This is a genomic window from Mycobacterium sp. 1245805.9 (assembly GCF_001672915.1).
GTDB lineage: Bacteria > Actinomycetota > Actinomycetes > Mycobacteriales > Mycobacteriaceae > Mycobacterium.
The window spans coordinates 23,533-38,124 of the sequence record NZ_LZKR01000050.1 but is presented as its reverse complement, the minus strand read 5'-3'; the positions used below and the strand labels follow the sequence as shown (position 1 = coordinate 38,124).

Genomic DNA, 14,592 nt, shown 5'->3' with positions numbered 1-14,592 from the left:
CCGGACGGCGGGGCTGGGGAGCAGCGCGTCGCAGGGCAGCGACGCCGTTCGTTCCGATGGTCGTACCGCCACAAGGTGTTTCAGCATCCGGCCATCCGGGGAAGGCGTTGACGGGCGGCGCGCTGCACCAGTCGCGGCGCCACGGCCCGATGCAGCGGACCGATCACGGCCCAGACCGTACGGGCGGCGACCTTGTGGCGGTAACGCAGGCGGGTGGTGAGCGCAGCGTGGCCGTCCCGGCGTCGCAGCGTCAGCTCGCCGCGCATCAGCGGGCCGCGCGTCGTCAGCACGATCTCGTCGTGATCCGAACGCGTGATCGGCCAGCCGATGATGTGGTCCGGCGTGGAATACGGCCCGAGATGAAACCGAAGCACGTGGCGGTGGATCCACCACACCACGTTCCCGCCCGCGCCCGGATTCCGCCCCACCGCGTCGCGGAGCGCCTGTTCGGCGGTGCGCGAATCGCCGTGCGGGATGGGGGCTTCGAAGACGTCCGCGTAATCGGCCTCGAGCGCCGACGCCGCAATGCGTCTCAGCACCCTGCGCACCACGATCCGGTGTGCGCCGGTTCCGATGACCAGCGCGCGATAGGCCTTGCCGTGGATGCCGGGGAAGGCCGCCCAGGTTGCCGAACGCACCCGGGTGCCGGGTGCCACGTCGTCCAACTCGAACACCCACCGGTAGATCGCGAACGGGTGGCGGCCCTTGAGCGCGAACAGCTCCGGTCGCCGCGCCCCGTCCAGGACGAAGCCGATCGGGACGGTGGCGGGGTCGCGCGGGTCCCGGCACATCACCCGCAGCAGCGCCGACCACGTGTCGTCGCGACTCGCGCTCACGGTTATGGCATGCTCATCGATATAGGGTAATCGTTCCATATAGAAGGAATGTACTAGATCATGGCGCCTCCACGGAAGCACGAAACCGATGTGATCCTCGACGCAGCCCGCGCGCTGGTGCTCGACGGGGGGCCGCGGGCGGCCAGCGTCGCCGCGATCTCCGACGCGAGCGGCGCGCCGGCCGGCACGCTGTATCACCGGTTCGGCAACCGCGACGGCATCCTGACGGCGGCGTGGCTGCGGGCGCTGGAGCGCTTCCAGGCGCGGGCGCTGGCCGGCGAGGGCGAGACGCCCCTCGACACGGCGGCCGCGATGGCCGTGGCCGCCGTCGGCTTCGCCCGCGAGATCCCCGAGGACGCCCGGCTGTTGTTGACCATCCGGCCCACCGACCTGCTCGACGGCGAGCCCGACGCGGCGTTCCGGGAAACCCTCGCCGCGATGAACGCGCCCCTGACCGAACGGCTTTCGGTCCTGGCGAAGCAACTGTACGGAAGGCGCGACCGCCGATCGGTCGACGCCGTCGCGCGCGCGGTGGCCGACCTGCCGTATGCCGTCGTCCGCCGGCACGCGCACGACGAGCCGATGCCGCCCTGGCTCGAGGCCGACGTCGCGGCCTCGGCCCGCGCGGTGCTAGAGAGCCACCTAGAGAGACGTGCCGAACGCGCGTAGGGAGTCCACCTGCGTGGGGTCCAGCGAGGGGCGCACGGTCTTGCGGGCGGCGTCGAGGTCCGCGGCCGTCACGTCGGAGGCGTCGAGGGATCGCCGCATCGCGGTCAGCGCGGCCTCCCGCAGCAGCGCGACGCAGTCGGCGGCGCTGTAGCCGTCGAGCGAGGCGGCCACCGCGTCGAGGTCGACGTCGTCGCTCAGCGGGATGGATTTGCCCGCCGTGCGCAGGATTTCGCCGCGGGCCGCGGCGTCGGGCGGTTCGACGAACACCAACCGCTCCAGCCGGCCCGGGCGCAGCAGCGCCGGGTCGATCAGGTCGGGCCGGTTGGTGGCGCCCAGCACCACGACGTCGCGCAGCGGGTCGATGCCGTCGAGCTCGGTCAGCAGCGCGGCCACCACCCGGTCGGTCACGCCGGAGTCAAAGGTCTGCCCGCGCCGCGGCGCCAGCGCGTCCACCTCGTCGAGGAACACCAGCGACGGCGCGGAATCGCGGGCCCGCCGAAACAGTTCGCGCACCGCCTTTTCCGAGCTGCCCACCCACTTGTCCATCAGCTCGGAGCCCTTGACCGCGTGCACGGACAGCTGCCCCGTGCTGGCCAGGGCGCGGACGATGAACGTCTTGCCGCAGCCGGGCGGGCCGTACAGCAGCACGCCGCGCGGGGGATCGACGCCGAGCCGGGCGAAGGTGTCGGGATGCTGCAGCGGCCACAACACCGCCTCGGTCAGGGCCTGCCTGGCCTCGGCCATGTCGCCGACGTCGTCGAGCGTGACGTTGCCGACCGTCAGCTCCTCGCTGGCCGAGCGGGACAGCGGCCGGATGACGGTCAGCGCGCCGACGAGGTCGTCCTGATTCAGCTTCGGTGGCTGCCCGTCGGCGCTGGCGCGCGACGCCGCCCGCAGCGCGGCCTCACGCACCAGCGCGGCGAGATCGGCGACGACGAAACCCGGTGTGCGACCGGCGATCTCGTCGAGGTCGAGATCGCCCGTGGGCACCGGCTTGAGCAGCGCCTCCAGCAGCGCCTTGCGGGTGGCGGCGTCGGGCAGCGGCAGGCCCAGCTCGCGGTCGCACAGGTCGGGGGCGCGCAGCCGGGCGTCGAGCTGGTCGGGGTGCGCGGAGGTGGCGATCAATGCGACGCCGCCGGTGGCGACGGCGGCGCGCAGCTCGCCGAGGATCAGCGCGGCCACCGGCTCCGGGGGGGCCGGCAGCAGCGCGTCGACGTCGGCGATCAACAGGACGCCGCCGCCGTCGCGCACCTTCTTCACCGCCGCGGCAACGGTTTTCAGCCGGTCGTCGGCGGCCAGCGCGCCCACCTCGGGGCCGTCGAGCTCGATCAGCCTGCGGCTGTCGCAGACCGCGCGCACCAGCGTCACCTTGCCCACGCCGGCCGGCCCCGACACCAGCACGCCGAGGTTGGTGCCCGCGCCCAGGCTCTTGAGCAGGTGCGGCTCATCGAGCGAGAGCTTGAGCCACTCGGCGAGTTTGGCGGCCTGCGGCTGCGAGCCCTTCAGCTCCTCGACGAGGATCTCCGGGGTGCCGGTGGGAAGCTGCTCGTGCGAGCTCCCGACGGCCGGGACCCCGGTTCCCCAGCTGACCAACGAGTTTGGCTGCACGCTGACCGGCCCGTCCGGGTCGACCTCCGTGACCGTCAACAACTCCGAGGTCCAGCTGATCCCGACCGCGGACGCCAGCGCCCGGGTGGCGGCCGACGTCGACGTCCCCGGACCCAGGTCGCGCGGCAGCAGCGACACGGCGTCGCCGACGGTCATCACCTTGCCCAGCAGCGCCTGTCGCAGCGTGACCGGCGTGATCGAGGCGGCGGCCATGGACGAGCCGGACAGCGTCACCGACCGCGCGCCGTACACGGTGACCGCGCCGACGATCACCGCGGTGCCCTCGCGCAGCCCGGCGTTGGACAGCGTCACGTCGTCGAGCAGCGCGATGCCGACCGGGGTGTCCGGGCCGGCCAGGCCGACGACGGCCGCGGTCGTCCGCGACCCGGTCAGGGAGACCGCGTCCCACTCCCGGATACCAAGGGCCGCAACGACATTGGGGTGGATTCGGACGACGCCGCGGCGGGAGTCGACGGCGGAGGTGTTCAGCCTGGCGGTGAGCGTGAGGTGACGGGCCGGGCCGCCGTCGATCATCGCAGGCGCCCGCTCGGCTTCCGCAGCCCCAGCCGCGTCGTCGACCGGCGGCTCGGCTGCGCCCGGCGGTTCGCGCGCCGCACGGCGCGCCGTTCCTTGGGCTTGTCGTCCCACACCTCGGGGTGTTTGGCCAACCAGCGCTTGGTGCGCACCGCGAACGGGACGTGGCACAGGTAGGCGACGATGATCACCCAGATCAGGATGTAGGGCTCCAGTACCGCGGCCGCCGCGACGGCCGCGAGCACCGCCAGCAGGGGAACCGCCCAGTTCGGCGGAATCGCCACGGTGTGCAGCTTCTTCATCGGGATCGCGCTGACCATCAGCATCGACGTCCCGGTGATCCAGATCGCGAGGAACCACACCGACGTCCACCAGCCCTCGCCGAACTGCAACTTCAGGGCGATCGTGCCGATCATGGAGACCGCGCCCGCCGGCGCGGGCATCCCGACGAAGAATTCATGCTGGTAGGCGTGCTGGGTTTCGTCGTCCTGCTGCGCGTTGTACCGGGCCAGTCGTAGCACGACGCACACCGCGTACAGCAGCACCACCGCCCAGCCGACCGGCCACTTCGACAGCAGCATGACGTAGACCACCAGGGCGGGTGTGACCCCGAAGTTCACCGCGTCGGCCAGGGAGTCGATCTCGGCGCCGAGCCGCGACTGGGCGCCCAGGATGCGGGCCACCCGTCCGTCCAGCGCGTCCAGGATCGCCGCCGCGGCGATCAGCGCCATCGCGGGAATCGGCTTGCCGTCGAGGGCGAACTTGATCGACGTCATGCCCGCGCAGATGGACAGCACCGTCATCGCGCTGGGCAACAGTTGCAGGCTTGCGGTTCGCCTGTCCCGGCGCTTGTCGGTCATGCCAGCTCGGCCAGGACGGTCTCGCCGGCAACCGCGCGCTGGCCCACCTTCACCAGCGGTTCCGTCCCGGGCGGGAGGTAGGTGTCCAGCCGGGAGCCGAACCGGATCAGGCCGTAGGTGTCGCCGATCGACAGCTTGTCCCCGGCGCGGGCGTCGCAGACGATGCGGCGCGCGAGCAGCCCGGCGACCTGCACCGCCACCACGTCGGCGCCGGTGTCGGTGCGGATGCGCAGGCTGGTGCGCTCGTTCTGGGTGCTCGCCGCGGGCAGGTCGGCCGACCCGAAGCGACCCGGCCGGTGCTGCACGTCGATCACCTCGCCGCTCACCGGGGCCCGCTGCACGTGGGCGTCCAGCAGCGACAGGAAGATGCTGACCCGCGGCAACGGCGCCTCGCCCATGCCGAGCTCGGCCGGCGGGGCCGCCGCGTCGATCACGCAGATCTCGCCGTCGGCGGGGGCGACGACGGCGCCGGGCCGGGAGGGCGGCACCCGCGGGGGATGGCGGAAGAATCCGGCGCAGGCACCGGCGGCCAGCAGGCCCGCGCGGCGCAGCCAGCGGTGGTTGCGCCCGAGGAGGGCCGCGCCCAGGCCGGCGGCGATGAACGGCCGCCCGGCCGGGTGAATCGGCGGAATCGCGGATCGCACCAACTCGAGGGCGTGCTGGGGGCTGAACGCCGGGTCCTCGGCGGTCGGGCCGACGGTGTTCGGGCGTCTTGCCACGGCGGCCATCTTACGGACTCGTCAGGTCCCAGACTTGCAGCTCGGTTCCCGCGGACACCTCGACGACGTCCTCCGGGATGTCCAGCAGCGCGTTCGCCGACGCCAGCCACCGCAAATGGTGGGAGGCCGGCGGCCCGTAGCTGGTGACGGTCGCCGCTTCGCGGTCGAAGATCGCGCGTCGGAACTGGCGCTTGCCCCGCGGCGAGGTCAGCGATTCGGCGAGGACCGCGGGCCGGTGCGGCCGCTCGGGGTCGGGCAGGCCCATGGCCCGGCGCAGCGCGGGCCGGATGAACACCTCGAAGGACACCAGCGCGCTGACCGGATTGCCCGGCAGGGTGACGATCGTCGCGCCGGCCACCCGGCCGATGCCCTGCGGCATGCCCGGCTGCATCGCCACCTTGACGAACTCCACCCCCTGGTCGCCGTCCCGCCCGAACGCGTCCTTGACCACCTCGTAGGCGCCCGCGCTGACGCCGCCGCTGGTGATGATCAGGTCGCAGCCGTCCGCGTAGCGATCGAGGATCGAACTGAACTGTGCGACATCGTCTTCGGCGGTCGCGACGGCGATCACCTCGGCGCCGGCGTCGCGCACCGCCCCGGCCAGCATGATCGAATTGGACTCGTAGATTTGCCCCGGCCGCAGCGGCGCCCCCGGCGCCACCAGCTCCGAGCCGGTCGACATCACCAGGACACGTTGGCGCGGAATCACTTTCAGCTCCGCCATGCCCAGCGCCGACGCCAGCCCGAGGATCGCCGGCGTGACCACCTGGCCCCGGCGCAGCACGGTGGTGCCGGGCGCGACGTCCTCGCCGGCCCGCCGGATGTGCGCGCCGGCCGGGCGCGGCGCCCGGATCGTCACCGCCTCGACCCCGCCGTCGGTGTCCTCGACCGGCACCACGGCCGTCGCCCCGGCCGGCATCGGCGCGCCCGTCATGATGCGGTGCGCGGTATTCGGTTGCAGCGTCAGCTCGTCGACGCGCCCGGCCGGGATGTCCTCGGCGACTTCCAACACCACCGGGTGTTCGGGCGTTGCGCCCGCGACGTCCTCGGCGCGCACCGCGTATCCGTCCATCGCGGAGTTGTCGAAGACCGGCAGCGCCAGCGACGCGACCACGTCGTCGGCCAGCACCAGCCCCTGGGCGTCGGCCAGCGCCACGGCGCCGGCCGGGCGGGCGCGGATCATCTCCGCCACGACTCGCTGATGCTCTTCGACTGACCGCACACGGCCATTATCCAAGGCCCAAAAAGACGGCTCGCGGACGTAAGGTTCAGAACGTGATTACCGGGTTGGCCCACACCGGGGTGTGCGTGCCCGACTGCGAGGCCGCGGTGGCCTACTACCGCGACGTATTGGGCCTGCGTGTGCTCTCACCGCCGTACGTCATGAGCGGTAATGCCATTCGCGAGGACATGGGCGAGCTGGTCGGCGACCCGAGCATGAAGGCGGCCATCGTCGGGTTTCCCGGCGACGGCGACCGGGTGCTCGAGGTCATCGAATACCTCAACGTCGACGGCGCGGATGCCGAACGGGCCCTGACCGATCACGGCCTGTCGCACGTCGGGCTGATCTGCGAGGACCTCGACGCCACCCGCGCCGAACTGGAGGGCAAGGGCGTGCGCTTCCTGGTCGGCGGGGTCGCCGACGTCGCGAGGGTACGCACCACCTGGTTCGTCGACCCCTGGGGCGTGGTGTTCATCCTGGTGGAAAAGACCCGCCCCGAGCGACCGTACTTCGCGCAATGGGGCTGAAGCCGCGCGTCGGGATCATCGGCGCGGGTGCCGGCGGCATCGCGATGGGCATCCAGCTCGCCGAGGGCGGCTACGACTTCACCATCTTCGACCGGGCCGACGGGTTCGGCGGGACCTGGCGGCACAACACGTTTCCGGGCGCGGCCTGCGACGTGCCCTCGCACCTGTACTCCTATTCGTTCGCGCCCAACCCGCGGTGGAGCAAGACCTACGCCAACCAGCCCGAGATCCTGGCCTACCTGGAGAAGGTCGCCGCCGACCACGGGCTGGCGCCGCATCTGCGCCCCCACACCGAGATCACCACGGTGCGCTGGTCGGATCGGGAGCGGCGGTGGACACTCGGCACCGGCGACGGCGCCGAGCACCACTTCGACGTCGTGGTGAGCGCTGTCGGGATGCTCGACGTGCCCAACATCCCCGACATCCCCGGCGCGGGGAGGTTCCGCGGGCGCCAATTCCATTCGGCGCGTTGGGATCACAGCAAGCCGACGGCCGGGGAGCGGGTCGCGTCCATCGGAACGGGCGCCAGCGCCATCCAGTACGTGCCGGCGATCGCGCGAGAAACCGCGCACCTCACCGTGTTTCAGCGGACCCCGATCTGGATCGCGCCGCGCTTCGACTTCCCGTTCACGCCCGAGCAGCACGCCGAGTTCGAGCGCCATCCCGAGACGGCGCAAAAGCTGCGCGACGAGGCCTTCGACGCCTACGAGTCATCCGACTTCGACGTCGACGCCGCGCAGACGCGCGAGGCGACCGAGCTGGCCCGCAGCTATCTGGCGCGCAAGGTCGCCGACCCTGAGCTGCGCGCGAAGCTGACGCCCGACTACCCCGTCGGCTGCAAGCGGCCGCTGATGTCGCGCGATTGGTACCCGACGTTCGCCCTGCCCAACGTGAGCCTGGAGACGACCGCCATCGCCGAGCTGACCGAGCGCGGGGTGCGCACCGTCGACGGCGTCGAGCACCGCGTCGACACCGTCATCTACGGCACCGGGTTCCAGGCCGCCGACTACCTGGCGAGCATCGACGTGTACGGGTCGGGCGGTCGCCACCTGCGCGACGAGTGGAGCGGGGGCGCCGAGGCCTACCTCGGCACGCTGATCGCCGGGTATCCGAACTTCTTCACCCTCTACGGCCCGAACACCAACGGCGTCAACTCGATCCTGTACATCCACGAGGCCCAGACGACGTTCGTCCGGCACATCCTCGACGTGATGGGCGACCGCGGCGCGCGCACGATCGAGGTCACGCCCGCGGCGCAGCGACGCTACAACGACGAGATCCAGGCCGCCATGGTCGGCAAGGTCTGGCTCGCCTGCACCAACTACTTCCGGCACCCCAGCGGCAAGGTCGTCACCCAACTGCCCTACAGCGGCCGGACGTTCTTCGAGCGGACCCGCGCGCTGGTCGACGGCGATTACCGATTCGCTGGTTAGCGGCCGGTTCGGCCCGGTGGCGGTGAATCCGGACGCCTCGCTCGCCCCGGTGGCGGGCCGGCGCCCCAATTCCGGCTTGCGCCAAGGCGGTTGGCGCCGGCGGCCGGCTGCCCTGCCTCACCCGCTTGACCCGCTCGGCGACCCTGATCGGGGCGCTGCGCGCCATCTCGACTTTGGTCCGCGCCCACGCCGCTTCCCGCTTCGACTGCGGCTTCTTGGCCTGCACGGCCAAACCCTACGTCGCGCCCGGGCCGCGCATCCCCGCTCGGCACCGAATGTTCGCCCAGCATTAACCCGTTGGGGTCATTGCATCCAGTAGTTGTCGTGGCGGATGAACCACTCCCGGCGTTCGTCGTCGGTCATGTCGGCCAGCGCCGCGAAGCCCTCGAAGTAGGCCTCGCGCGGCGCGCCGGGCGCGAACAACATCAGGACCGACGCCGGCGCGTCGGCCTCGTTGCGGAAACCGTGCACGCCGCCGGGCGGGACGTAGAGGAAGTCGCCCTGGTGGCCGTCGAGCCACTCGTTGCCGTCGAAGAGCTTCATCGTCCCGGACAGGACGAAGAACGCCTCGGACATCGCGCGGTGATAGTGCGCCGGGGGCCCTCCGCCGGCCGGGGCGATGTCGACCCGGTACAGGCCGTAGTCGCCGTCGGTGGCCTGCTGGTTGGCCAGGTAGTGGTACTTGGTCCCGAACGTCTCGTAGTCGGGCGGCGCCCCTCCATTTTCAGGAGCGCGCCGCAGCCACGCGCTGATCTCCGGCTCGTGCTTGGTGTAACGCGGCGGCGGGTACGGGGGCACGACAAGGGACATGCCTCCAGTGTTACCCCCTCAGTCGAACGGATAGACCACCCCGGTGAGCTCCTCGGAGACCGCCCACAGCCGCCGCTGCAACTCGGCGTCGTGCGACTTCCGGCTGGAGCCAACGATTTTCGGGTAGCCGCGCGTCTCGCCGAAGCCGTCGGGGCCGTAGTACTGGCCGCCGAGCACGCCGGGGTCGGTCGCGGCGCGCAGCGTCGGGAGCGCGCCCATGGCCGCGTCCTGCGCAATCACGTTGAAGAACATGTTGACGAGCGGCCGGAACGCCGTGGGCGTGTAGCGGCCCAGCTCGGTGTTCGACCCGCCGGGGTGGGCGGCGGCGGCGATCGTCGTGCCGTGCGGGGCGAGCCGGCGCTGCAGCTCGTAGGTGAACAGCAGGTTGGCCAGCTTGGCCTGTCCGTACGCCGCCACGCGGTTGTAGCGGCGCTCCCACTGCAGGTCGTCGAAGTGGATGTCGGCGAGGATGCGATGGCCCATGCTGCTGACGGTCACGACCCGGGAGCCGGCGACGGGCAGCAGCCGGTCCAGCAGCAGTCCGGTGAGCGCAAAGTGGCCGAGGTGGTTGGTGCCGAACTGCATCTCGAAGCCGTCCGCGGTGGTTTCCTTCGGCGTGTACATGACGCCCGCGTTGTTGATCAGCAGGTCGATGCGGTCGTGCGCGGAGCGCAGTTGCTCGGCCGCGGCGCGGACGGACTCCAGCGACGTCAGGTCCAGCTCCTGCAGCGCCACGTCGGCGTGCGGGCTCTTCGCGGTGATGCGGGCCGCGGCGTCTTTGCCCTTGTCGAGGTTGCGCACCGCGAGCACCACGTGGGCGCCGTGGTCGGCGAGCGCGAGGGCGGTCTCGTAGCCCAGCCCGGTGTTGGCGCCGGTGATGACGGCGACCCGGCCGGCCTGGTCGGGAATGTCCGCGGCGGTCCACTTGGCCATGGGGAAGCTCCTAAACTAGTAAGGTAAACGGGGCGAGCGCTCCGGTTGTCCCCACTATACGGAACGCACGCCCCGTTTTGTCAACCGAGTCGAGGTGAACTTATGGCGCAACCCGACCGGCCGCTGCGCGCCGACGCGGCGCGCAACCGGGCGCGCGTGCTGGAGGTCGCCTACGACACCTTCGCGGCCGAGGGCCTCTCGGTGCCGATCGACGAGATCGCCCGGCGCGCCGGCGTCGGCGCGGGCACCGTCTACCGGCACTTCCCGACCAAGGAGGCGCTGTTCCGGGCCGTCATCGAGGACCGCATGCGCCATCTCGTCGACGATGGATACGCGCTGCTGAAATCCGAGGGGCCCGGCGAAGCGCTCTTCACCTTCCTGCGCTCCATGGTGTTGCAGTGGGGCGCGACGGACCGAGGCCTGGCCGATGCTTTGGCCGGGTTCGGCATCGACATCGAGAGCGCCGTGCCCGACGTCGAGGACGCGTTCTACGCCGTGCTCGGCGAGCTGCTGCGCGCCGCACAGGAAGCGGGGACCGCACGAAAGGATCTCGACGTGCGCGAAGTGAAGACGATCCTGGTGGGATGCCAGGCGATGGAGGCCTATAACTCCGCGTTGGCCGAGCGCGTGACCGACGTCGTCGTCGACGGTTTACGCGCGCAGCGATAACGCCGGGGCCGTTCTTGCACTCGGCATAGGCGAGTGCTAAGAATGACGTTGGCACTCGCCACCGGTGAGTGCTAGGTCGGGACGGTGAGACCAGCTTGGTCGTCCGTCGCGGGCACTGCACCCGGCCAGGACGTGTCATCCCCTATCCGGAGGAATCACTTCGCAATGGCCAAGACAATTGCGTACGACGAAGAGGCCCGTCGCGGCCTCGAGCGGGGCCTGAACAGCCTTGCCGACGCGGTAAAGGTGACGTTGGGACCCAAGGGTCGCAACGTCGTCCTGGAGAAGAAGTGGGGTGCCCCCACGATCACCAACGATGGTGTGTCCATCGCCAAGGAGATCGAGCTGGAGGACCCGTACGAGAAGATCGGCGCCGAGCTGGTCAAGGAAGTTGCCAAGAAGACCGACGACGTCGCCGGTGACGGCACGACGACGGCCACGGTGCTGGCCCAGGCCCTGGTGAAAGAGGGCCTGCGCAACGTCGCGGCGGGCGCCAACCCGCTCGGCCTCAAGCGCGGCATCGAGAAGGCCGTCGAGAAGATCACCGAGACCCTGCTGAAGTCGGCCAAGGACGTCGAGACCAAGGAGCAGATCGCGGCCACCGCGGCCATCTCCGCGGGCGACCAGTCGATCGGCGACCTGATCGCCGAGGCGATGGACAAGGTCGGCAACGAGGGCGTCATCACCGTCGAGGAGTCCAACACCTTCGGCCTGCAGCTCGAGCTCACCGAGGGCATGCGGTTCGACAAGGGCTACATCTCGGGCTACTTCGTCACCGACGCCGAGCGTCAGGAAGCTGTCCTGGAGGACCCCTACATCCTGCTGGTCAGCTCCAAGGTGTCGACCGTCAAGGACCTGCTCCCGCTGCTGGAGAAGGTCATCCAGGGCGGCAAGCCGCTGCTGATCATCGCCGAGGACGTCGAGGGCGAGGCTCTCTCCACCCTGGTCGTCAACAAGATCCGCGGCACCTTCAAGTCGGTGGCCGTCAAGGCTCCCGGCTTCGGTGACCGGCGCAAGGCGATGCTGCAGGACATGGCCATCCTCACCGGTGGTCAGGTCATCAGCGAGGAGGTCGGCCTGTCCCTCGAGACCGCCGACATCTCGCTGCTGGGCAAGGCCCGCAAGGTGGTCATCACCAAGGACGAGACCACCATCGTCGAGGGCGCCGGTGACCCGGACGCCATCGCCGGCCGGGTGGCCCAGATCCGCACCGAGATCGAGAACAGCGACTCCGACTACGACCGCGAGAAGCTGCAGGAGCGCCTGGCCAAGCTGGCCGGCGGTGTTGCGGTGATCAAGGCCGGCGCCGCCACCGAGGTGGAGCTCAAGGAGCGCAAGCACCGCATCGAGGACGCGGTCCGCAACGCCAAGGCGGCCGTCGAGGAGGGCATCGTCGCCGGTGGCGGCGTGGCCCTGCTGCAGTCGGCTCCGGCCCTGGACGAGCTCCAGCTCAAGGGTGACGAGGCGACCGGCGCCAACATCGTCAAGGTGGCGTTGGAGGCTCCGCTGAAGCAGATCGCCTTCAACTCCGGGCTGGAGCCCGGCGTCGTCGCGGAGAAGGTCCGCAACTCGAAGGCCGGCACCGGCTTGAACGCCGCCACCGGCGAGTACGAGGACCTGCTCAAGGCCGGCGTCGCCGACCCGGTCAAGGTGACCCGTTCGGCGCTGCAGAACGCGGCGTCCATCGCGGGGCTGTTCCTGACGACCGAGGCCGTCGTGGCCGACAAGCCGGAGAAGGCGGCCGCTCCCGCGGGCGACCCGACCGGCGGCATGGGCGGCATGGACTTCTAGTCCGCAGTCAACGAAAAAGCCCGGTTCCCTGTGGGGCCGGGCTTTTTCGTGGTTTGCGTTGCGTGTGAACCTACGGCTTTGCATGTGAAGCCTGGGCGGGATCCTGGCGGTTTTTCCGCCGCAGCTTCACACGCCGCGCCCTGAGCTCACACGGGCAGCGAGAACACCACACAGTCGTGCAGGCACCCCTTGGCGGCGCTGGGGGAGTCGGCCTCGCGGTGCAGCAGCGCACGCTCCGGCATGACGCCCAGGCGGACCGTCTCGTCGTCCGACTCGGTCACCTCGGCGCTGCCGTCGACGATCAGCGAGTAGCCACCGGGCTCGCGCGGCGGCCACAGCAGGGTGACGTCGCGGCGATGGGCGAGGTTTTCGCGGGTGCGCCCGCCGATCAGGCCGACGTCGAGGACCGCGCCGTCACGCAGCCGCGGCTCGACCGTCACGGTGTGCACGCGATAGCCCTCGCCGACGGTGATCAGGTACGCGAACGGGAAGTCCGGCAGCGCCGCGGCCAGCCGCTCGACGTCGACCTTTTTCTTCGTGCGCATGGCTTCGAGGATAGGCCGCTAGTCGGTTAGGAGCGGCTCCCTCGGCCCGGGTTCGGGGGCGTCGGGACCGCGCTCGCCCTTGTTGAAGAAGCCCGAGCTGGGAATGTTGGACTCCCGGCCGGGCAGGCTCCGGACGCCGGCGTCGCCGTTGCTGGCGGTAAAGAAGCCCGACGGGGCGCTCGCCCCCGTGGTGGTCCGCAGGGCCGGCGGGGTCGGGGTGGGGCCACCCGCCGCGCTGACGGAGGAATTCGCGTGGCCGGCTTCGAGGCCGCTGGCGATGGCGCTGGCGTCGGCCGGCGCCGCGAAGCTGGCATTGCTGAGCAGGCTCGATCCGGCGGCCGGGGCCAGGCTGCCGGTCGACGCGGTGACCGAGTTGAGCAGACCCGAGCTGAGGTTGGCCGCGCTGACGCCGCCCGTCATGTAATGGCTGGAGTTGACCGCCTCGGCGCTGCCCAGCCCGCCCTCTTGGAAGAAACCGGTGTTGGCGGTGCCGGTGTTCATAATGCCCGCGTTGACCGACCCCGAATTCAGGAAGCCGGTATTCGAGGCGCCCGAATTACCGATGCCGAAGTTACCGTTGCCGGAGTTGAAAAAGCCGATGTTGCCGGTGCCCGAGTTGAACAACCCGATGTTGCCGCTGCCCGAGTTGAAGCCGCCGAACCCGATCTGATTGCTCCCGGTCAGCCCGATCCCGAAGTCGTTGCTACCGCTGTTGCCGAAACCGAAGTTGTTATTTCCGAGGTTGCCCAAGCCGAAGTTGTTGTTACCCGAATTGCCGGAACCGACATTCAGGCTGCCGCTGTTTCCGAAACCGATGTTCGAATTGCCCATCGTTATGGGGCCGAAACTCATTCGGCCGTTGGCGAAACTGAAACCGAGCTTCTGCAGGACCTGCTGCCAGGGCGCCAATTGCGCGACGGCCGAGGACGCGTCGGCGTGGTAGCCGAACATCGCGGCGACGTCGGTCGCCCACATCGCCTCGTAGGCCGCCTCGGTGTCCATGATCGCCGGGATGTTGAATCCGAACCAGTCCGTGGAAGCCAGGGCCTTCACCAGGGCGCGGTTGGCCGCCACCACCGCGGGCTGCACCGTGGCCGCTACCGCCGTCTCGAACGCGGCCGCGATGGCCGCGGCCTGGCTCGATGCCGCCTCGGCCTGCGCGGCCGCCGCGCTGAGCCAGCTCACGTACTGCGTCGCCACGGTCATCATCGCGGCCGCCGACGCGCCCTGCCACGAACCGTTGGCCAGATCGTTTGTCACCGAAAAGAATGACGAAGCCGAAGTCGCCAGATCCTCGGCCAACCCATCCCAAGCGGCGGCCGCAGCAAGCAGCGGCGCCGCCCCCGGACCGGCGAAGATAAGTGCCGAGTTGATTTCTGGCGGCAACCACGCAAAATGCGGGCTTGTCACTAACCCAACTTAACCGGGAAGGGCCG

15 protein-coding genes are annotated in these 14,592 nt (G+C 70.4%); 6 read left to right on the top strand and 9 right to left on the bottom strand.

Annotated features, from left to right (window positions below):
- Nucleotides 1-80: 80 nt before the first annotated feature.
- The gene (locus tag A9X00_RS08230; RefSeq protein ID WP_067151702.1) at nt 81-875 is read right to left on the bottom strand and encodes a DUF2867 domain-containing protein; all 795 of its coding nucleotides are present in this window, start codon (nt 873-875) and stop codon (nt 81-83) included.
- Between the two features lie 21 nt (nt 876-896).
- On the opposite strand from A9X00_RS08230, the gene A9X00_RS08225 reads away from it, so the two are divergent.
- Nucleotides 897-1,505, top strand: coding sequence for a TetR/AcrR family transcriptional regulator (locus A9X00_RS08225; protein WP_067151699.1), 609 nt, complete (start codon nt 897-899; stop codon nt 1,503-1,505).
- Here the strand turns inward: A9X00_RS08225 and A9X00_RS08220 are convergent.
- From A9X00_RS08220 to glp, 4 genes are read right to left on the bottom strand one after another with little or no spacing between them, the layout of a single operon-like run.
- Nucleotides 1,479-3,647 (bottom strand): AAA family ATPase, encoded by a 2,169-nt coding sequence (locus tag A9X00_RS08220; protein ID WP_067151697.1) that lies wholly within the window; start codon nt 3,645-3,647, stop codon nt 1,479-1,481. The two genes, A9X00_RS08225 and A9X00_RS08220, sit on opposite strands and share 27 nt — an antisense overlap.
- Nucleotides 3,644-4,507, bottom strand: coding sequence for a CDP-diacylglycerol--serine O-phosphatidyltransferase (pssA, locus tag A9X00_RS08215; RefSeq protein WP_066930984.1), 864 nt, complete (start codon nt 4,505-4,507; stop codon nt 3,644-3,646). Before pssA ends, A9X00_RS08220 begins: the two co-directional genes overlap by 4 nt.
- Nucleotides 4,504-5,226: a phosphatidylserine decarboxylase gene (locus tag A9X00_RS08210; RefSeq protein WP_232006713.1), complete on the bottom strand. Its 723-nt coding sequence runs from the start codon at nt 5,224-5,226 to the stop codon at nt 4,504-4,506. The genes pssA and A9X00_RS08210 overlap by 4 nt, the downstream gene beginning before the upstream one ends.
- Nucleotides 5,227-5,236: 10 nt before the next feature.
- Nucleotides 5,237-6,448 carry a gephyrin-like molybdotransferase Glp gene (gene glp / locus A9X00_RS08205; RefSeq protein ID WP_067151695.1) on the bottom strand — a complete coding sequence of 404 codons (1,212 nt, stop codon included), beginning with the start codon at nt 6,446-6,448 and terminating at the stop codon, nt 5,237-5,239.
- Nucleotides 6,449-6,501: 53 nt separating this feature from the next.
- Between glp and A9X00_RS08200 the strand changes: the two genes are divergently transcribed.
- The 3 genes from A9X00_RS08200 (at nt 6,502) to A9X00_RS30640 (ending at nt 8,701) form a co-directional block, all read left to right on the top strand.
- A complete protein-coding gene (locus A9X00_RS08200) occupies nt 6,502-6,975 on the top strand; it encodes a VOC family protein (RefSeq protein ID WP_067151693.1) in 474 nt (157 codons plus the stop codon).
- A complete protein-coding gene (locus A9X00_RS08195; protein WP_067151691.1) occupies nt 6,966-8,408 on the top strand; it encodes an NAD(P)/FAD-dependent oxidoreductase in 1,443 nt (480 codons plus the stop codon). The genes A9X00_RS08200 and A9X00_RS08195 overlap by 10 nt, the downstream gene beginning before the upstream one ends.
- Before the next feature lie 125 nt (nt 8,409-8,533).
- Nucleotides 8,534-8,701, top strand: a complete 168-nt coding sequence (locus A9X00_RS30640) for a hypothetical protein (RefSeq protein WP_156771991.1) — start codon at nt 8,534-8,536, stop codon at nt 8,699-8,701.
- Between the two features lie 10 nt (nt 8,702-8,711).
- Here A9X00_RS30640 and A9X00_RS08190 read toward each other — a convergent pair whose 3' ends face one another.
- Together A9X00_RS08190 and A9X00_RS08185 are read right to left on the bottom strand one after the other, a co-directional pair.
- Nucleotides 8,712-9,218 carry a cupin domain-containing protein gene (locus A9X00_RS08190; protein WP_067151689.1) on the bottom strand — a complete coding sequence of 169 codons (507 nt, stop codon included), beginning with the start codon at nt 9,216-9,218 and terminating at the stop codon, nt 8,712-8,714.
- A gap of 18 nt (nt 9,219-9,236) precedes the next feature.
- A complete protein-coding gene (locus A9X00_RS08185) occupies nt 9,237-10,151 on the bottom strand; it encodes an SDR family NAD(P)-dependent oxidoreductase (RefSeq protein ID WP_067151686.1) in 915 nt (304 codons plus the stop codon).
- 102 nt (nt 10,152-10,253) lie between these two features.
- Between A9X00_RS08185 and A9X00_RS08180 the strand changes: the two genes are divergently transcribed.
- Both A9X00_RS08180 and groL read left to right on the top strand, forming a co-directional pair.
- On the top strand, nt 10,254-10,820 hold the full coding sequence (locus tag A9X00_RS08180; protein ID WP_067151683.1) for a TetR/AcrR family transcriptional regulator: 567 nt from the start codon (nt 10,254-10,256) through the stop codon (nt 10,818-10,820).
- 165 nt (nt 10,821-10,985) lie between these two features.
- Nucleotides 10,986-12,611 (top strand): chaperonin GroEL, encoded by a 1,626-nt coding sequence (gene groL, locus A9X00_RS08175; RefSeq protein WP_067009979.1) that lies wholly within the window; start codon nt 10,986-10,988, stop codon nt 12,609-12,611.
- Between the two features lie 146 nt (nt 12,612-12,757).
- Here the strand turns inward: groL and A9X00_RS08170 are convergent, their stop codons facing one another.
- Both A9X00_RS08170 and A9X00_RS08165 read right to left on the bottom strand, forming a co-directional pair.
- Nucleotides 12,758-13,156, bottom strand: coding sequence for a hypothetical protein (locus A9X00_RS08170; protein ID WP_067151679.1), 399 nt, complete (start codon nt 13,154-13,156; stop codon nt 12,758-12,760).
- A gap of 18 nt (nt 13,157-13,174) precedes the next feature.
- Nucleotides 13,175-14,566 carry a PPE family protein gene (locus A9X00_RS08165; protein WP_067151676.1) on the bottom strand — a complete coding sequence of 464 codons (1,392 nt, stop codon included), beginning with the start codon at nt 14,564-14,566 and terminating at the stop codon, nt 13,175-13,177.
- Between the last annotated feature and the right edge of the window lie 26 nt (nt 14,567-14,592).

What these genes read in the sequence shown, in the direction of transcription:
- A9X00_RS08230 (WP_067151702.1), bottom strand. Translation starts at nt 875, where the DNA reads ATGGAACGATTACCCTATATCGATGAGCATGCCATAACCGTGAGCGCG.
- A9X00_RS08225 (WP_067151699.1), top strand. Translation starts at nt 897, where the DNA reads ATGGCGCCTCCACGGAAGCACGAAACCGATGTGATCCTCGACGCAGCC.
- A9X00_RS08220 (WP_067151697.1), bottom strand. Translation starts at nt 3,647, where the DNA reads ATGATCGACGGCGGCCCGGCCCGTCACCTCACGCTCACCGCCAGGCTG.
- pssA (WP_066930984.1), bottom strand. Translation starts at nt 4,507, where the DNA reads ATGACCGACAAGCGCCGGGACAGGCGAACCGCAAGCCTGCAACTGTTG.
- A9X00_RS08195 (WP_067151691.1), top strand. Translation starts at nt 6,966, where the DNA reads ATGGGGCTGAAGCCGCGCGTCGGGATCATCGGCGCGGGTGCCGGCGGC.
- A9X00_RS08190 (WP_067151689.1), bottom strand. Translation starts at nt 9,218, where the DNA reads ATGTCCCTTGTCGTGCCCCCGTACCCGCCGCCGCGTTACACCAAGCAC.
- A9X00_RS08185 (WP_067151686.1), bottom strand. Translation starts at nt 10,151, where the DNA reads ATGGCCAAGTGGACCGCCGCGGACATTCCCGACCAGGCCGGCCGGGTC.
- A9X00_RS08180 (WP_067151683.1), top strand. Translation starts at nt 10,254, where the DNA reads ATGGCGCAACCCGACCGGCCGCTGCGCGCCGACGCGGCGCGCAACCGG.
- groL (WP_067009979.1), top strand. Translation starts at nt 10,986, where the DNA reads ATGGCCAAGACAATTGCGTACGACGAAGAGGCCCGTCGCGGCCTCGAG.
- A9X00_RS08170 (WP_067151679.1), bottom strand. Translation starts at nt 13,156, where the DNA reads ATGCGCACGAAGAAAAAGGTCGACGTCGAGCGGCTGGCCGCGGCGCTG.